Genomic DNA, 18,242 nt, shown 5'->3' on the forward strand with positions numbered 1-18,242 from the left:
TCAGAAAGAGAAATTTTTCAATGCTTCGGGCATGCCCTGCGCCATCGCCTGCTGTTCCTTGGCGGCGTAGGTCGCGGCATCCCACACTTCGAAATGGCTGCCCATGCCAAGCAGCATGACTTCCTTGTCGAGCATGGCGGCACTGCGCAGCTCCGGGGCGATCAGCACCCGGCCTGCGCCGTCCATTTCCACGTCGGCGGCGTTGCCCAGGAAGATGCGCTTCCACCAGTGCGCATCCATCGGCAGCGCTGCAATGCGCGTGCGAAAGTTTTCCCACTCGGGCCGGGGAAACAGCAACAGGCAGCCATCCGGGTGCTTGGTAAGCGTCACCCGGCCCTCGGCCTGCTGTTGCAGCGCCTCGCGGTGCCGGGACGGAATGGACATCCGCCCCTTGGCATCCAGCGAAAGCGCCGATGCTCCCTGAAACAAGCTCGCTCCCGGTCCATGCAGGCCCGTTTCCGGCCGACATGTGCGTGAATCGTTCCGTTCCGACTATGGCGAGATGATCCCACGGTCGGTGCCCTATTTCACACAAAAATACACTTCCTCACACTATTTCCCACTTTAGAGGAAGCCATATGGGCGGTCAAGGCTGGTTGCAGAGCAGCAAACAGAGAATTTGTGAATAAGAACAATGACTTAGCGCGCACACTTCACGCACCGAAAAAGTGAATCCTTAATGAAATGAAGATCTTAGGGAGGAATGCAGAGAAACCACCTGAGAACCGCCGGGGGAGAACTGCCGTTGCGGCGCGGGAAAGACCTGTCCCGCCGCGCGAGGAAAGGATACAACAAATGCCCGCCAGCCCCGGTGAATCAAGGGCCGGCGGGCCTGACCACGAAGCGCGCATTGGGGGACGCGCGCACGCGTTCAGATCCGGTAGGCAGCGGTGGTCATCACGCGCGAGGCGCCGCGCATCAGCGCACGCACCGGCGCGGGCAGCGGGATGCCTCCGGCATCGCGCGCGGCATCGCCGTGCCGGATCTCGTCGTCGCGCATCTGTTCGAGGATGGCGCGCGAGCGGCCGTCGGCCTCGGGCAAGCGGTCCAGGTGTCCGCCCAGATGATGTTCGACCTGGCGCTCGGTCTCGGCGACGAAGCCCAGGCTGACGCGGTCGCCGGCGCGGCCGGCCACCCAGCCGATGGCGAAGGCGCCCGCGTACCACAGCGGGTTGAGCAGGCTCGGGCGCGAACCCAGTTCGCGCAGGCGCTCGGCGCACCAGGCGAGGTGGTCTTCCTCTTCGCGCGCGGCCGCATCCATCTGCGCGCGCACGGTCGGGTTGCGCGCGGTCAGTTTCTGCGCCTGGTACAGGGCCTGGGCGCACACCTCGCCGACATGGTTGATGCGCATCAGGCCGGCCACGTGGCGGCGTTCGTCGGCGCTCATCTGCTCGGTGTCCGGTGCCAGCCGATCGGCCGGGTTGTCGCGCGCGGATCGGGTTGCGCCGGCGATGGCGCGCAATGCCACGTCGAATTCTTTGATCAGGGTGTCCATGTCGCAGAAGCGGTTGGTCTTCGTTCCCCCGGGCGCCCTTCCATGGTGGGGTGCGCGGCCGCAGCGCGGCACGCGAGGCATCCATCGGGATTACCCGCATTGTAGCTTGCCTCTAATCGGCGCCAGCCCGCATCACGCCTTGCATTGATGCGCCTGGCTACTCAAAAACCCTGAGTTGTTAAAAGCAGACAAGGGGGTTGCGACCGACTGGTGAACGAAACGTTGTTTGTTACAGTACTTCGCAACTTCCGAGGAAGTTTGACGTACGGGGGATGGAGACCAAAAGGAGGTTCCCCCGCAGCGTCACCAATAATTCTTACAGTGGAGATCAACGAGCATGAAGAAATCGCTTCTGGCGCTGGCAGCGCTTGGCGCATTTGCTGGGGCGGCGCAGGCCCAATCGAGCGTGACGCTCTACGGTGTGGTGGATGCCAACATCGAGTACGTGAGCAATATGTCGAGCGTCACGCCGTCAGCGGCCAACGGCTTCGCAACGGGCCCGTCGGAGAACCTCTTCCGCATGTCGTCCGGCGGCCTGTCCGGTTCGCGTTGGGGTCTGCGCGGCGTGGAAGACCTGGGCAGCGGCCTGAAGGCGCTGTTCGTGCTGGAAAGCGGTTTCGGCCTCGACAATGGCGGCATGCAGCAAGGTGGCCGTCTCTTCGGTCGTCAGGCTTACGTCGGCCTGGAAAGCGCCCAGGCGGGCCGCGTGACCTTCGGTCGTCAGTACACCTCGCTGTTCGACATGATGGCCAACTTTTCGCCGGCCGGCTATGCCACCCAGTACGAGCCGGTGGTCGCTCAACTGGGCCTGAACTTCCGTTCGGACAACACCGCCAAGTACACCGGCAAGTTCGGCCCGGTGACCGCGGTCGCGCATTGGTCGTTCGGCAATGGCATCACCGCAGCGAACACTGGCGAAGTCCCCGGCCAGTTCCGCCGCGACACCGGCTACGGTGCCGGCGTGTCGTGGGCAGCCGGCCCGTTCGGCATCAGCGGCGCCTATGACCAGTACAACCCGACCCTGAACGCCGCCGGCGGCACCGGCGAAGTCAAGAAGGCCGCGGTCGCTGCCAGCTATGCCTTTGGCCCGGCCAAGCTGATGGCCGGCTATCGCTGGGGCATGAGCAAGGCGCCGAACGACAATACGATCCTGAAGGACAACTACTATTGGGTCGGCGGCAACTACCAGGTCACGCCGGCACTGGGCCTGACGCTCGCGTACTACTACGACGACGTCAAGAACTTCAACCCGGCCGCCACCGGCGCCACCAACAACATCAAGAACCCCTGGCAGATCTCGTTCATCGCCGACTACAACCTGTCCAAGCGCACCGACGTGTACCTGACCACGGCCTTCTCGAAGAACGCCGGCCTGAACTTCGACACCTCGGCGATCAGCTTCGCCAATGGTTACTTCCTGGGTACCGGCGAAGACAAGATGATTGGCGCCGCCATCGGCATCCGCCACAAGTTCTGATCGCCCGGTCGACGCAAGTCGCAAGGCTGATCCTGAAAGGCACCTCCGGGTGCCTTTTTTCATGGGCGCCGCATAGGGCATTACCTCATCGGCGCTCCCACGGCCGCCGACTAGAATGCACTGACCAAAACCGCCACCCGACACACGAACGGCCCCCACCAGGAGACCCCCCATGCAAGCCACTCGCCGTCGCGCCGTCGCGCTGCTGCTGTCCGCCAGCCTTGCCGCGCTCGCCAGCCCGTCGGCGCTGGCGGCCGATCCCTATCCGGCCAAGCCGATCCGGCTGGTGGTCCCGTTCGCCGCCGGCGGCACCACCGATATCCTGGCGCGGGCCGTGGCCGCGGAGCTGGCCAAGCTGCCGGGCTGGAACGTGGTGGTCGACAACAAGCCCGGCGCCGGCGGCAATATCGGCGCCGACATCGTCGCCAAGGCCGCGCCCGACGGCTACACGCTGCTGATGGGTACCGTCGGCACGCATGGCATCAACCAGTCCCTGTACGGCAAGCTGCCGTTCGACCCGATCAAGGACTTCGCGCCGATCACCGAAGTGGCGGCCGTGCCCAACGTGCTGGTGATCAACCCGGCGTTCGCGCAGCAGAACAAGATCGACAGCGTCAAGGACCTGATCAGCTACGCGCGCGCCAATCCCGGCAAGCTCAACATGGCTTCCAGCGGCAACGGCACCTCGATCCACCTGGCGGGCGAACTGTTCAAGACCCAGACCAAAACCTTTATGGTCCACTTCCCGTACAAGGGCAGCGGGCCGGCGCTGACGGACCTGACCGGCGGCACCGTGCAGGTGATGTTCGACAACCTGCCGTCGTCGATGGCACTGATCAAGGGCGGCAAGCTCAAGGCGCTGGCCGTGACCAGCGCCAAGCCGTCGCCGGCGCTGCCGGGCGTGCCGACCGTCGCGCAGGCAGCCAACCTGCCGCAATACGAGGCCAGCTCGTGGTTCGGCATGCTGGCGCCGGCCGGCACGCCGCCGGACGTCATCCACCGCATCCAGCAGGAAGTGGCGAAAGCGCTCAGCGCGCCCGCGGTGCGCGAACGCCTGCAGGCGCAGGGCGCAGAGCCCATCGGCAACACGCCGGAGCAGTTCGCCGCGTTGATCCGGTCCGAGACCTCCAAGTGGGCGAAGGTGGTCAAGGACTCGGGCGCCAAGGTCGACTAAGCGCGACTTGATCGCCCCTTCCGGCGATCAAGGCGGCGGCGCGCATCACGCATATACTTGAGGCATCAAATGTCGCCGCCGGCCCCGCAGCCTGGCGGCCCCGGCCGCACACCCGCGCACCGTCGCCCTGAAGATGCCAAACCTTTCCCCTGCCGCCGGCGCCGAGAACGCGCCGGTCGACCTTGAAACCCGTGCCGACCAGACCGAGCACGAAGCCCTGCGGCTGTGGCTGCGGCTGCTGACCTGCACCAACCTGATCGAGGCCGATATCCGTTCGCGGCTGCGCCAGGAATTTGCCTGCACTCTGCCCCGCTTCGACCTGCTGGCGCAGCTCGACCGCCATCCCGAAGGCCTGAAGATGGGCGAGTTGTCGCGCCGCATGATGGTGACCGGCGGCAACGTCACCGGCATCACTGACCAGCTGCAGCAGGAAGGGCTGGTCTCGCGCGAGGCCCTGCCCACCGACCGCCGCGCCTACCTGATCCGCCTGACGCCGGCCGGGCGCGCCGCGTTCTCGCGCATGGCGCGCGCGCACGAGGACTGGATCGAGCAACTGTTCTCCGGCCTGGCCGAAACCGACCGGCGTGCCCTGTTCCGACTGCTTGGCCGGCTCAAGTCCGGCCTGATCTCGCCATGAAAACCCTGCCCTTCCTCACCTTGTGCGGCCTGGTGCCGGTGCTGGCCGCCTGCAGCAGCACGCCGCAGCCACCGCAGGTCACGCCGGTGAATGCCACCGTCAAGCTGGGCCGCGTGACCGAGAAGACCTTCCTGACGCGCATGGACGTGGCGCAGGTGCCTTCCTACTATGGCGGCGGCACCAGCGTCGGCGTGGGCGCCGCGGGCGGCGGCGGGGGTGGCGGTGTGGGCGTCGGTTTCGCCTTCGACCTGACCCGGCTCTTCAGCCGTCCTGCGCCGGTGCAGCAGGTCGACCTGTTCCAGTACAAGGTGCGGATGATGGACGGCGCGATTGCGGCGGTCAATGCGCCGGCGGCGCCTGGGCTGGAGCCGGGGGCGTGCGTGCGGGTGATTTATGTGGATGGCAGTACGGACGCGCGGCTGGCGCCGTCGAATGAGTGCTGAGGCGCGAGCCTGTGCATGCTGCTGGTTTGCTCCCCTCTCCCGCTTGCGGGAGAGGGGCCGGGGGAGAGGGCAGGAGTGTCAACGGCTGGCGGCCGTGGGTTTAAACCGTGGGTCCCGCTTGATGTGGTTCCTTGCTAGTCCACCCCTCTCCCCAACCCTCTCCCCCTGAGGGGTCTGAGGGGAGAGGGAGAACACCTTGCCAAGGCTAGCTCAAGCGGCTTGGGTGCACGCAAAACCGTTGGCTCCGTCGGCGTGCCCGCCTCACGCCGCCTTGCGGCTGTCGCGCAATTCGCGGCGCAGGATCTTGCCCACGTTGGTCTTGGGCAGCTCGGTGCGGAACTCCACGTACTTGGGCCGCTTGTAGCCGGTGAGCCGTTCCTTGCAGAACTCGATCACGTCGGCCTCGGTCAGCGCCGGGTCCTTCCTGACCACGAACAGCTTGACCACCTCGCCCGAGTGCGTGTCGGGCACGCCCACCGCGGCCACTTCCAGCACGCCCGGGCACTCGGCGACCACGCCCTCGACCTCGTTCGGGTACACGTTGAAGCCCGATACCAGGATCATGTCCTTCTTGCGGTCGACGATCTTGGTGTAGCCGCGGTCGTCCATCACGCCGATATCGCCGGTCTTGAAGAAGCCGTCCGCGGTCATGACCTTGGCCGTCTCGTCCGGGCGGTTCCAGTAGCCTGCCATCACCTGCGGGCCGCGGATGCAGATCTCGCCCGGCTGGCCGAGCGGCACATCCTTGCCGTCGTCATCGCGGATCACCACTTCGGTCGACGGCAGCGGCATGCCGATGGTGCCGGAGAACGCGTCGGTGTCGGTCGGGTTGCAGGTAGCCGAGGGCGAGGTCTCGGACAGGCCGTAGCCTTCGATGATCGGGCAGCCGGTCTTGGCCAGCCATTTCCTGGCCACTGCCTCCTGCACCGCCATGCCGCCGCCATTGGCCACGCGCAGGCCGGAGAAATCGACCTTGCCGATTTCCGGGTTGTTGAGCAGCGCGTTGTACAGCGTGTTGACCGCCGGGAACATATTGAACTTGTACTTCTGCAGTTCCTTGATGAAGCCCGGGATATCGCGCGGATTGGGAATCAGCACGCTCATGCCGCCGCTGCGCATGCCCAGCAGGCAGCAAACCGTCAGCGCGAAGATGTGGTACAGCGGCAGCGCGGTGATGGTGATCGGCTGGTCGATATGGGCGCCCTTGGCCAGCGCCGGCTGCATCCACGCCTCGGACTGCAGCACGTTGGCGACGACATTACGGTGCAGCAGCACCGCGCCCTTGGACACGCCGGTAGTGCCGCCGGTGTACTGCAGGAAGGCGATATCGTCCGGCCCAGTGGTGGCCGGCTGCAGCGTCAGCTTGCGGCCCTCGGCCAGCGCGCTGTTGAAGCGCACGCAGTTGGGCAGCTCCCACGCCGGCACCATCTTCTTGACGTTGCGCACAACGAAATTGACGATCGCCCCCTTCAGGCCGCCGAGCATGTCGCCCATGCTGGCCACCACCACGTGCTTGACCGGGGTCTTGGCCAGCACCTGCTGCAGCGTCGCGGCAAAGTTCTCCAGGATCACGATGGCTTCGGCGCCGCTGTCCTTGAGCTGGTGCTCCAACTCGCGCGGGGTGTAGAGCGGGTTGACGTTGACCACCACGAAGCCGGCGCGCAGCACCGCGGCCAGCACCACCGGGTACTGCAGCACGTTGGGCATCATGATCGCCACGCGCGCGCCCGGACGCAGCCCGCGCGACTGCAACCACGCGGCGAAGTCGGTCGAGAGCTGGTCCAGCTCGCCGTAGGTGATCGCCTTGTCCATGCAGACGAAAGCCTTGCGGTCGGCATAGGTGCGGAAAGACGCCTCGAGCAACGCGGCGAGCGAGCGGAACTGGCTGGCATCGATCTCGGCGGAGACGCCGGCCGGGTAGTGTTTCAGCCAAATTCTTTCCATAGCACCGTCTCCTGATTTTCTGAATGGTCGTTCGATTTTTCCGAGATGCTAAACGTGCGCCCCGGTTAAAACAACAACTTAGACGAAGTCCTCGGGGCAATTGCGCGCGCATGTGGCGCCCCTGCGGGCATTATGCGCCACCGGTTGGGCACCGGCAGGGGGATAACCCTTAGCCGGACGTGCGATCACCCACCGCTGGGCAGCACCAGCTTCATCATGTTGGTCGCAAGCTCCTGCGCCAGCACCTCCGCATCCATGCGGCCGGGCTCGTGCCAGGTGTACATGAAGCCGACCACGCTGCCGATCGCGTGCGCGGTCACGCGCGCATCGCCGAAGGCGAACACGCCCTCGCGCTTGCCCTCCTCCAGCAGCGCGTACAGGTCGCGGTAGAAATCGCGCGCCATGCTGTCGAGCCAGGCCACGGTTTCCGGGCGCAGGTACTGGTTGTCGCGGAAGCTCAGCGTCGCCGGCACATGGCAGGCCACGCAGCGGCGCGCCATTTCGAGCAGGCAGGCATGCAGCCGCTCGCGCACCGGCAGCGCCGGGTCGGCGGTCTCGCGGATGACCGGCAGGCACGTCTGCGCCGACTCGCGGCACAGGATGTCGAAGATCTCGTACTTGTCGGTGAAGTAGTAGTAGACGGCCGGCTTGGTCACGCCCAGGGCGCGGCACAGGTCGTTCATGGTCATGCCGGGGTAGCCCTTGGTGTAGAAGAGCTGCGCGGCGGTGTCCAGGATCTGGCGGCGCCGCGCCTCCTGGCGCTCGGCGATATGCGGGCGCGCAGCCTGGCCTTGCGGGGCGGCGTTCTGCGAAGGGTTGGACGCGGTCGTCAGCGACGGGGTCTGCGGGGCGGATGGGATTGCGGGTCTTGGAGCGATCGACATGATGCAATTCTCGCATGACGGCATGGTTGCGCCATCCCGGTGGACCCTTGCAGACACCACGCGTGGGCCGCAGGGGCTCGGGCCGATTGACGCGAACGGCCGATCCGCCTAGGATCCTACCGCCCGGTATAAATATACCAACGAGTAGCGCCTTACGAGTACAGCCAGCCGCAATGCTGCCTGACGCGCGCCGCCGCGTCCGTGCCAGCGATTGCGCTGAACACCGCGAGGAGACCGCACGGATGGACCAGACCGCATCGCATGCCGCGCCCGCGGGCGCGCCGATCAACGAGGCGAACTATCTTGCCGACCTGCACCGGTGCTGGCAGGCGGCGTGGCCGCCCGGCGCACCGCGCGCGCCGCAATACCCGCTGGGACGCATCCCGTTGTCGGAGATGCTCTGTCACTGGGGCCGCGCGCGCCCCGGCCAGCCGGCCGTGATCTTCTACGGCCACCAGACTACCTACGCCGAACTCGATGCGCAGAGCGACCGCTGCGCGGCGCTGTTGGCCGCCAGCGGCATCGGTCCCGGCGACCGCGTCGCGGTGCTGCTGCCCAACTGCCCGCAGTTCCACGTGGTGTTCTTCGGCATCCTGAAGCTGGGCGCGGTGTACATGCCGGTGAGCCCGCTGTCGCAGCGCGCCGAACTGCTGCACGCGCTGCGCGACGCCACGCCGCGCGCGCTGGTGGCGCTGGACCAGTTGCTGCCACTGGTGGCCGATACCCGCGAAGCACTCGGCGACGCCGACCCGCTCGAACTGTTGTTCGTCACCAGCTTTGCCGACGTCGTCCCTGACGAACCCACGCTGCCGCTGCCGCCGATGGTGCAGGCACCGCGCCACGCGCCCGAGCCCGAAGACCGCGCCATCGACCTGCTGCCGGCCATGGCCGCCTGCACCGCACCCGCGCCCGCCACCGTTCCCGCCATCGACGCCCCCGCCGCGCTCAACTACACCGGCGGCACCACTGGCCTGCCCAAGGGCTGCATCCACACCCAGGGCGACATGGTCGACATGGCCGCCGCGTTCGGCGCCGTGGCGCTGCCGGTGCGGGACGACACCGTGATGCTGGGCTTCTTCCCCGAGTTCTGGATCGCCGGCGAGAACCTGTGCCTGATCTTCCCGGCGTTCTTCGGCATCCCGCTGGTGCTGCTGGCGCGCTGGGACGCGCAGACCTTCATGGGCGCGGTGCAGCGCTATCGCGTGACCAATGCGTCGATGCTGGTCGACAGCGCGGTCGAGGTGATGGAACACCCGCGCGTGGGCGAATACGACCTGCGCTCGCTGCGCCATGTCGGCGTGTCGTCCTTCGTCAAGAAGCTGAACCTGGACTACCGCCGCCGCTGGCAGGCGCTGACCGGCTCGACCATCGCCGAAAGCGCCTGGGGCATGACCGAGACCCAGACCTGCAACACCTTCACCTACGGCATGCAGGACGACGACATGGACCTGCGCGCGCAGCCGGTCTTCGTCGGCCTGCCGGTGCCGGGTACCGAGTTCAAGGTTTGCGACTTCGGCACCGGCGCGCTGCTGCCGCCGGGCAGCGAGGGCGAGCTGTGCGTGCGCACGCCGACCCTGCTCAAGGGCTACTGGAACAAACCCGATGCCACGCGCGAATCGATGCGCGACGGCTGGTTCCATACCGGCGATATCGGGCTGATCGACGAGCACGGCTACATCCACTACCTCGGGCGCCGCAAGGAGATGCTCAAGGTCAACGGCATGAGCGTATTCCCGGCCGAGATCGAGGCCATGTTCGGCCAGCATCCGGCGATCCTGGGCTCGGCCGTGGTCGGGCGCAGCGATGAGGACCGCGGGCAGGTGCCGGTGGCTTTCATCATGCTCAAACCCGAGGCCGCGGGCTCGGTCGACGAAGCCGGCCTTGCGGCGTGGTGCCGCGCCAGCATGGCGGTCTACAAGGTGCCGGAGGTGCGCATCGTCGAGGCGCTGCCGCTGACGGCTACGGGGAAGGTGCGCAAGCAGGATCTGGTGGCGTTGGCTGAGCAGGCTGACTGACGACGTCTGCCTGCGACTCGCCTGCCCTCTCCCCCGGCCCCTCTCCCGCAAGCGGGAGAGGGGAGCAAACCAAGCCTTCGGCCAACGCCTCTGCATCATGACGCTCGACAAACTCCTGATCGCCAATCGCGGCGAAATCGCCATTCGCATCGCCCGTGCCGCAGCTGCAATGGGCATGCCCACTGTTGCCGTCTACAGCGAGGACGACCGCGACGCGCTGCATGTGCGCAAGGCCGACGCAGCCATCGCGCTGCCCGGCACCGGCCCGCGCGCCTATCTCGACATCGATGCCATGGTCGACGCCGCGCGCCGCGCCGGCTGCGGCATGGTGCACCCGGGCTACGGCTTCTTGTCGGAGAACGCCGACTTCGCGCAGTCCTGCCTCGACGCCGGACTGGTCTTCGCCGGCCCGGCGCCCGACGTGCTGCGCCTGTTCGGCGACAAGGCGCGGGCCCGTGCGCTGGCGCGCGAGCATGGCGTGCCGGTCGTGCCCGGCAGCACCGGCCCGACCACGCTGGCGCAGGCGCATGCCTTCTTCAGCAGCCTGCAGGACCGCGCCGGCATGATGATCAAGGCGCTCGCCGGTGGCGGCGGGCGGGGCATGCGCGCGGTGCGCCACGCGAATGAGATCGACGAAGCCTATGCGCGCTGCGTTTCCGAGGCGAAGGCCGCATTCGGCAATGGGGCCATCTATGTAGAGCGCATCGTCAACGCGCCCCGCCATATCGAGATCCAGGTGATCGCCGACGCCGACGGGCGCGTGCTGACGCTGGGCGAGCGCGAATGCAGCCTGCAGCGGCGCCACCAGAAGCTGGTCGAGGTCGCGCCCAGCCCGTCGCTCAACCATGCGCTGCGTGCGCGCTTGGCCGAAGCCGCCGCCACGCTGGCGCGCGCCGCGGCCTATCGCGGCCTGGGTACGTTCGAGTTCCTGGTGGAGGACAGCGGCGGCGCCGAACCGTCGTGCTGGTTCATGGAAGCCAATCCGCGCTTGCAGGTCGAGCACACGGTGACCGAGATGGTGACCGGCGTCGACCTGGTCCAGACCCAGTTGGCGATCGCCGCCGGCGCCAGCCTGGCCGACCTGGGGCTGGAGCAGGCGCCCGCCCCGCGCGGCGTCGCCGTGCAACTGCGCATCAATGCCGAACACCTCGATGCGCACGGTCAGCTGCGCCCCGCCAGCGGTACGCTGACAGCGTTCGAGCCGCCCAACGGTCCTGGCGTGCGCGTGGACAGCGCCGGCTTTGCCGGCATGACGGCCAACCCGCGCTTCGACTCGCTGCTGGCCAAGCTGATCGTGCACGAGCCCGGCGGCGACTATGCGCGCGCGCTGGCGATCGCCTACCGCGCGCTGTGCGAGTTCCGCATCGAAGGCATCGACACCAACCGCCGCCTGCTGCAGGACCTGCTGCAGCTGGACGATGTGCGCCGCAACGCGGTGCATACGCAGTACCTCGACACAACGCTGGCCGCACTGGCCGGCGCCGACGGCGACCACCCGGCGCTGCACGCGCCCCCGACGCTCGCCGCCGATACGCAAATCGACGACGACAACGCGCTGGCCGACATCCCCGACGACGCCGTCGCCGTGGCCGCGCCAATGGACGGCGCACTCGCCGCCCTCCACGTGCGCGAAGGCGACGCGGTGCGGCGCGGCCAGCCGCTGGCCATCATCGAGGCGATGAAGATGGAGCATCCGCTGGAAGCGCCCGCCGCCGGCACGGTGCTGCGCGTGCTGGCCGCGGCCGGTACGACGCTGCGCGCCGGCGCTCCAGTGGTGGTGCTGGCCCCCGGCGGCGACGCCGGCCATGCCACGGAAGCCACCGCCGCGGCCGACCTCGACCATATCCGCGCCGACCTGCGCGAGACGCTGGAACGCCATGCGCTCGGCCATGACGCCGCGCGGGCGCAGGCGGTGGCCAAGCGGCGCGCCCAGGGCGGCCGCACCGCGCGCGAGAATATCGCGCAGCTGTGCGACGCCGGCTCCTTCATCGAATACGGCGCGCTCGCCATCGCCGCGCAACGGCAGCGCCGCAGCGTCGACGACCTGGTCCGCGCGACGCCCGCCGACGGCATCGTCACCGGCATCGGCACCGTCAACGCGGCGCGCTTCCCGGGCGAGGACACGCGCTGCATGGTGCTGGCCTACGATTACACCGTGCTGGCCGGCACGCAGGGCTTCTACGGCCACAAGAAGCTGGACCGCATGCTGGCGCTGGCGCGCCAGTGGCAGGTGCCGGTGGTGCTGTTTGCCGAAGGCGGCGGCGGCCGGCCCGGCGATACCGACATGCCGGTGGTGGCCGGGCTGGACTGCACCTCGTTTATCCAGTTCGCGCGGCTGTCGGGCCAGGTGCCGCTGGTGGGCATCGTGTCGGGCCGCTGCTTTGCCGGCAACGCTGCGCTGCTGGGCTGTGCCGATGTCATCATCGCCACGCGCAGCGCCACCATCGGCATGGGCGGCCCGGCGATGATCGAAGGCGGTGGGCTGGGCGCCTACGCGCCTGAGGAAGTGGGACCGGCCAGCGTGCAGGGACCCAACGGCGTGATCGACGTGCTGGTCGACGACGAACAGGCGGCGGTCGACGCCGCGCAGCGCTACCTCTCCTACTTCCAGGGCGATGCGAAGGACTGGCATTCGGAAGACCCGCGCCACCTGCGCCACGCCATTCCCGAGAACCGCCTGCGCAGCTACGACATGCGCGCAGTGATGGCGGCGCTGGCCGATACCGGATCGGTGCTGGAGCTGCGCGCGGCGTTCGGCACCGGCATCATCACCGCTCTGATCCGCATCGATGGCCGCGCCTTCGGCTGTATCGCCAACAACCCGCGCCACCTCGGCGGCGCCATCGACAGCGCCGCCGCCGACAAGGCCGCGCGCTTCATGCAGTTGTGCGATGCGCACGGGCTGCCGATCGTGTCTCTGTGCGACACCCCTGGCTTTATGGTCGGGCCGCAGGCGGAGAAGACCGCAACGGTGCGGCATGTGTCGCGCCTGTTCGTCACCGCCGGCGCGCTGCGCGTGCCGTTCTTCACGGTGGTACTGCGCAAGGGCTACGGGCTGGGCGCGCAGGCGATGGCCGGCGGCAGCTTCGCCGCGCCCTTCTTCACTGCGGCGTGGCCCAGCGGCGAGTTTGGCGCGATGGGCATCGAAGGCTCGATCCGGCTCGGCTTCCGCAAGGAACTCGAAGCGGTGGCCGATCCCGACGAGCGCGAGGCACTGTTCGCGCGCATGGTCGATGCCGCCTACCAGCGCGGTCGCGCGCTCAACATGGCGAGCCACCTGGAGATCGACGCCGTGATCGACCCGGCCGACACGCGCCGCTGGCTACTGCGCGGGCTGGCCTCGGTACCGCCCGGCAGCGTCGGCCGCCGGCAGGAATCGCAGCGACGCTTCATCGACACCTGGTAAGCGGCGCGCACGACGCCGCCCGGGCTTGACCATTCGACCCAGCATCCGACACAGGAGGAGACACCTGATGCACAGCACCGCCACTGCCCTGCCCGCACGCGCCAAACCCGGCAAGGCCCGCAAGGTTCGTCCGCTGGCCACGCTCGCGACTGCCGCACTGATTGCCCTCGCACCTGCCGCGGCATCGGCGCAGGCCACCAGCGCGCCGATCAAGGTCGCCTTTATCGACCAGCTCTCGGGGCCGCTGGCCAACGTCGGCGAGATCTTCCAGGCCAACCTGAAGTTCGCGCTCGACGACGCCAACGCGCAGGGCGGCGTGCTGGGGCGCAAGTACGAGCTGATCAGCTACGACAACAAGCTCTCGGCGCAGGACAGCCTGTCGGCGCTGCAAAGCGCGATCGATGCCGGCGCGAAGATCGTGTTCACCGGCGGCTCGGGCTCATCGGTGGTGACGGCACTGGTCGAGGCCGCTACCCGTCACAACGAGCGCAACCCCGACAAGCGCATCCTGATCGTCAATTACGCCTCGATCGACCCGGACCTGACCGGCGCGCGCTGCAGCTTCTGGCACTTCGCCACCGAGGCCAATACCACGATGAAGATGCGCGCGCTGGCGGACTTCGCGCGCGAGCAAAAGGACATCCACAAGCTCTACCTGCTGAACCAGGATTATGCGCACGGCCGCGTGTGGGCGGCGCTCGGCCAGCAGATGATCACCAACGCGCGCCCCGACACCAGGATCGTCGGCGAGACGCTGCATCCGCTGGGCAAGGTGAAGGACTTCGCGCCCTATATCGGCAAGGTCAAGGCGAGCGGTGCCGATACCGTGGTCACCGGCAACTGGGGTCAGGACCTGAGCCTGCTGATCAAGGCTGCCGGCGATATGGGCTATGACGTGCGCTACCTGAACCACAGCGGCGGCGGCGCGCCGGGCACGGTACTGGCGGTGTCGCAGGCGAAGACCGGGCGGCTTACCTGGGTCTCGGAATGGCTGCCCAATGGCGATGACGCGGTGCTGGCGCCACTGGCCGCGCGCGTGAAGCAGACCGCCGCGGGCGAGTACTTTGCGCCGCGCGTGCTGGTGTCGGTGCAGATGGTCAGCGAGGCGATGCGCCGCGCCGGCACGGACGATCCCACCAAGGTCGCGCTGGCGCTGGAGGGCCTGCAGACCCGCACCGCGCTGGGCGAGGTGGTGATGCGCAAGAGCGATCACCAGTTGCTGCTGCCGCAGGTGGTGTCGACGGTGGCGCCGGTTGATGGCAAGACGGTGAAGGTGGGCGCGGAAGGCACGCAGTACGGCTTCCGCCTCGACAGCACCACGCCGGCCAAGGCGCTGGACCTGCCGTCGGCATGCCGGATGAAGCGACCGGTCGGCGCCTGAGCCAGGCGGCTAGTCGGCTTCAGCCGCCTTGCCGCTAGCGGTCAGCGTATCGACGCGCGTGGCCGGCGGGGCCAGCCGCTGCAGCGCGGCCTCGCGCTCGGCGGCGGGCAGCGCGCCGATGCGCCCCGCCTCCATATAGAAGCGGCGCCAGTCGCCGTCGCACTGCGCCAGCAGCGCCGTAAAGGCCGGCACCCACTGCTGGTATGTCGCCACCGCCGCCAGGTGCGCGTTGGTCAGCGGCTGGTCGAACCAGCGGTCGTAGCCGGTGTAGCCGCCCCACTCCGTCTTCAGCCGCGCGTACTGCGCGCGCAGGTCGGCAAAGATCGCCGCCTTGCCCTCGCGCTTGGCGTTCTCGTCCAGCGGTGTCAGGTAAAGCGCCGCCAACCGGTCGCGGGTGGCCAGCAGCAGCGCACGGAACTGCTGGCGCCGGGCGTCGTACTGGCGATAGCTGGCGCGCGCGTCCTCGGAGGCATCCTCGGCCAGCCAGCGCTCCACGCCGGCGCCTTCCACCGCGGTGGCAAAGGACTCGTTGAAGGCGGTGTCGTTGCGCACGTAGACCACCTGGTGCGCCAGCTCATGGAAGATCAGCCGCGCCAGTTCGCCTTCGGGCAGGTAGACGAAGGTATTGAGCAGCGGGTCGTCGAAATAGCCGAGCGTCGAATACGCGGGGATGCCGGCCACATAGGCCTCATACCCGTCGCGGCGCAGGCTTTGTGCGTACTGCTCGGCATCGGACTGCGCGTAGTAGCCGCGGTAGCTGATGCAGCCGACGATGGGGAAACACCACTTGTGCAGGTCCATCGACAGCTCGGGCGTGGCGAATACGCTCCACACCACATACGGCCGATGCAGGTTGGCGTAGCGGCGGTAGCTGCCGTTGTCGGGCAGCTTCAGTTCGCGCGAGGCATAGTCGCGGATGCGGCCCGCCAGGGCCAGCCGCTGCGCCAGGCGCGCGTCGTTGGCGTCGCGCGCGCTGGCGATGGCGTCGGTCAGCGGCTGCGCCTGCGCCATCACGCCCAGATGGCCGCCGATCGACTGCGCGTAATAGCCCACGGTCTCGCACCCGGCCGTCAGCAGGGCCAGTGCCACCAGGCCCGTCGCCGCCAGGAGTACCGCCCCGCGCCGGCGGCCGGGCCGCTGCTTCATGCCTGGATTGGGGTCGGTTCCGGGCAGGCCTCCACCTGCACCAGGCAGTCATAGAACACCGGCGCGCGGCCCAGGTCGGTCAGGCGCTGGCTGGTCAGCTCGTTGGCGTTCTTGCCGTCCGAGGCGAGCTTCTTCCACCAGATCGACAGCCCCACCACCAGCCCGCGCCGGGCGCGGTCGGTGACGCGGGCGCGCGCCACCATGCTGCCGCGGTCATTGAATGCGCGCACCATGGCGCCGTGCACGATGCCGCGCTCGGCGGCGTCGGCCGGGTGGATGTCCAGGTGCGGCTCGCCTTCGGTGGCGCGCAGACTGTCGACGTTGACGAAGGAGCTGTTGAGGAAGTTGCGCGCCGGCGGCGAGATCATCGCCAGCGGGTAGCGCGCGGCCAGGTCGGGCGCGGTCGACGGCGCTTCGTACTGCGGCACGTAGTCGGGCAGCGGGTCGAGACCGTCGTCCAGCATCGGCTCCGAATAGAACTGGCACTTGCCCGACGCCGTGGGAAAGCCGCCCTCGGCGAACGGCGCCGCCGGCAGCGCCAGCTTCTGCCAGCCCTGCGCCTTCAGCGATTCCCACGTTATGCCGGCGGCACGCGCATCGCCCGGGATGATCGCTTGCGCGGCGATGTCCTCGTCGCTGTCGGCGAAGCACGGGTCATTGAAGCCCATGCGCTGCGCCAGGCGGCGGAAGATCTCGGTGTTGGGGAGCGCCTCGCCCACCGGCGAGATCGCGGCATTGTTGGCCAGGAAATAGGTGTGGCCGTAGGCCTTGTGCACGTCGGTATGCTCGAGCTGCGTGGTGGCCGGGAGCAGGATGTCGGCGTAGTCGGCGGTGTCGGTGCGGAAGTGCTCCAGCACCACCGTGAACAGGTCTTCGCGGGCGAAGCCTTCGGCCACCTTGCCGGATTCGGGCGCGACGGCGACCGGGTTGCTGTTGTAGACCACCACCGCCTCGATGCGCGGCGCGCCGTCGGTGCCCGGGTCGAGCAGCGCATCGCCGATGGTGCTCATGTTGACGATGCGCGGCAGCGTCTTGGGCCACCCCGGCAACAGGTCCGGGCGTTGCAGTGCCGCTTCGTTGACCGGGAAGAAACCCGAGGTCGACAACTGCAGCCCGCCCGCGGCCTGGCGCCATGCACCCACCAGCGACGGCAGGCACGCCACCGCGCGCACCGCCTGCCCGCCGCCGTGCACGCGCTGCATGCCGTAGTTCAGGCGGATCGCCACCGGCTGGCGCTCGCGCACGGCCAGTTGGCCGTAGAGGCCTGCGAGCCACTCGATATCCTCCACGGGAATGCCGCAGATCTCGGCCGCACGCGCCGGGGTGAAGGCCTGCGCGCGCTCGCGCAGCGCCTCGAAGCCCACGGTGTGGCGTTCGATGTAGTTATGGTCGAGCAGGTCATCGCGGATCAGCACGTGGATCATCGCCAGCGCCAGCGCGCCGTCGGTGCCTGGCATCAGCGCGATATGGCGGTGGCACTTCTCGGCGGTCAGCGAGCGGTACGGGTCGATCGCCACCAGCGTGGCGCCGCGCCGCTTGGCCTCTTGCGCGCGTGTCCAGAAGTGCAGGTTGGAGGCGATCGGGTTGCCGCCCCAGATGATCACCAGCTTCGCATCGACCACATGCTCCATGTCCATGCCAACGCTGGCGCCGTAGGTATAGCGCAACGCGGTGGCGCCGGCGTTGGCGCAGATAGTGCGATCCAGCCGCGACGCGCCCAGCTTGTGGAAGAAGCGCGCGGCCATGCTTTCGCCCTGCACCAGTCCCATGGTGCCGGCGTAGCTGTATGGCACGATGGCCTGCGGATCACGCGTGGCGATACCCTGCAGGCGGTTGGCGATGGTGTCGAGCGCCTCGTCCCAGGAGATCGGGGCGAATTTCCCCTCACCCTTCTTGCCGACGCGCTTCATCGGCGTCAGCAGGCGGTCCGGGTGGTAGGTGCGCTCGGCATAGCGCGACACCTTGGTGCACAGCACGCCCTGGGTGCCGGGATGGTCGGGATCGCCCGCCACCTTGGTGGCGCGGCCGTCCTCGACGGTGACGAGCAAGGCACAGGTGTCGGGGCAGTCATGCGGGCAGGCGGCGCGGACGATGCGGGAAGCCATGGGGTCTCCGGGCGGGCGGTCGGTGATTTTTGTTCGATTGTACGGAACAGGTGGGACTGGCGCAGGCCCGCCTGGCAGGGGGGGCTTGCGCCGCGCCGGCGGGGCGGCGCGTCCCCGTCCGTGCGGGGCGATGGC

The 18,242-nt window shown here is 68.3% G+C and carries 13 protein-coding genes; 7 read left to right on the forward strand and 6 right to left on the reverse strand.

Annotated elements, in window-relative coordinates; translation table 11 throughout:
* Positions 1–429, reverse strand: a complete 429-nt coding sequence (mraZ, locus tag ABNX08_RS18905; RefSeq protein ID WP_018006227.1) for a division/cell wall cluster transcriptional repressor MraZ — start codon at positions 427–429, stop codon at positions 1–3.
* Positions 430–871: 442 nt separating this feature from the next.
* Entirely contained in the window at positions 872–1,495 is a 624-nt protein-coding gene (coq7, locus tag ABNX08_RS18910) for a 2-polyprenyl-3-methyl-6-methoxy-1,4-benzoquinone monooxygenase (RefSeq protein WP_022536691.1), read from the reverse strand.
* Positions 1,496–1,832: 337 nt separating this feature from the next.
* Here coq7 and ABNX08_RS18915 point away from each other — a divergent pair, with 337 nt between their 5' ends.
* The 4 genes from ABNX08_RS18915 to ABNX08_RS18930 all read left to right on the forward strand — a co-directional run bounded on the left by ABNX08_RS18915 (position 1,833) and on the right by ABNX08_RS18930 (position 5,226).
* Positions 1,833–2,972 (forward strand): porin, encoded by a 1,140-nt coding sequence (locus tag ABNX08_RS18915; protein ID WP_022536692.1) that lies wholly within the window; start codon positions 1,833–1,835, stop codon positions 2,970–2,972.
* Positions 2,973–3,144: 172 nt separating this feature from the next.
* Complete coding sequence (locus ABNX08_RS18920) at positions 3,145–4,146, forward strand: tripartite tricarboxylate transporter substrate binding protein (protein ID WP_349607174.1); 1,002 nt, start codon at positions 3,145–3,147, stop codon at positions 4,144–4,146.
* A gap of 133 nt (positions 4,147–4,279) precedes the next feature.
* Positions 4,280–4,783 (forward strand): MarR family winged helix-turn-helix transcriptional regulator, encoded by a 504-nt coding sequence (locus ABNX08_RS18925; RefSeq protein ID WP_022536694.1) that lies wholly within the window; start codon positions 4,280–4,282, stop codon positions 4,781–4,783.
* A complete protein-coding gene (locus ABNX08_RS18930) occupies positions 4,780–5,226 on the forward strand; it encodes a hypothetical protein (protein WP_022536695.1) in 447 nt (148 codons plus the stop codon). The genes ABNX08_RS18925 and ABNX08_RS18930 overlap by 4 nt, the downstream gene beginning before the upstream one ends.
* A gap of 261 nt (positions 5,227–5,487) precedes the next feature.
* Here the strand turns inward: ABNX08_RS18930 and ABNX08_RS18935 are convergent, their stop codons facing one another.
* On the reverse strand, positions 5,488–7,170 hold the full coding sequence (locus ABNX08_RS18935) for a long-chain fatty acid--CoA ligase (protein ID WP_349607175.1): 1,683 nt from the start codon (positions 7,168–7,170) through the stop codon (positions 5,488–5,490).
* Between the two features lie 185 nt (positions 7,171–7,355).
* Positions 7,356–8,054 (reverse strand): TetR/AcrR family transcriptional regulator, encoded by a 699-nt coding sequence (locus ABNX08_RS18940; RefSeq protein ID WP_022536697.1) that lies wholly within the window; start codon positions 8,052–8,054, stop codon positions 7,356–7,358.
* 242 nt (positions 8,055–8,296) lie between these two features.
* Between ABNX08_RS18940 and ABNX08_RS18945 the strand changes: the two genes are divergently transcribed.
* The 3 genes from ABNX08_RS18945 (at position 8,297) to ABNX08_RS18955 (ending at position 14,856) form a co-directional block, all read left to right on the forward strand.
* On the forward strand, positions 8,297–10,069 hold the full coding sequence (locus ABNX08_RS18945) for an AMP-binding protein (RefSeq protein ID WP_022536698.1): 1,773 nt from the start codon (positions 8,297–8,299) through the stop codon (positions 10,067–10,069).
* Positions 10,070–10,166: 97 nt separating this feature from the next.
* On the forward strand, positions 10,167–13,475 hold the full coding sequence (locus ABNX08_RS18950) for a carboxyl transferase domain-containing protein (protein ID WP_022536699.1): 3,309 nt from the start codon (positions 10,167–10,169) through the stop codon (positions 13,473–13,475).
* A 67-nt stretch (positions 13,476–13,542) separates the two neighbouring features.
* Positions 13,543–14,856 (forward strand): branched-chain amino acid ABC transporter substrate-binding protein, encoded by a 1,314-nt coding sequence (locus ABNX08_RS18955; RefSeq protein WP_022536700.1) that lies wholly within the window; start codon positions 13,543–13,545, stop codon positions 14,854–14,856.
* A gap of 9 nt (positions 14,857–14,865) precedes the next feature.
* On the opposite strand, the gene ABNX08_RS18960 is transcribed toward ABNX08_RS18955, so the two are convergent.
* Both ABNX08_RS18960 and ABNX08_RS18965 read right to left on the reverse strand, forming a co-directional pair.
* Entirely contained in the window at positions 14,866–16,002 is a 1,137-nt protein-coding gene (locus tag ABNX08_RS18960) for an aminopeptidase (RefSeq protein ID WP_022536701.1), read from the reverse strand.
* Entirely contained in the window at positions 15,999–18,107 is a 2,109-nt protein-coding gene (locus ABNX08_RS18965; protein WP_022536702.1) for a molybdopterin-dependent oxidoreductase, read from the reverse strand. The genes ABNX08_RS18960 and ABNX08_RS18965 overlap by 4 nt, the downstream gene beginning before the upstream one ends.
* Positions 18,108–18,242 lie beyond the last annotated feature (135 nt).

It is taken from the genome of Cupriavidus sp. DF5525 (assembly GCF_040149425.2).
In the GTDB taxonomy this organism is placed as follows: Bacteria; Pseudomonadota; Gammaproteobacteria; order Burkholderiales; family Burkholderiaceae; genus Cupriavidus; species Cupriavidus pickettii_A.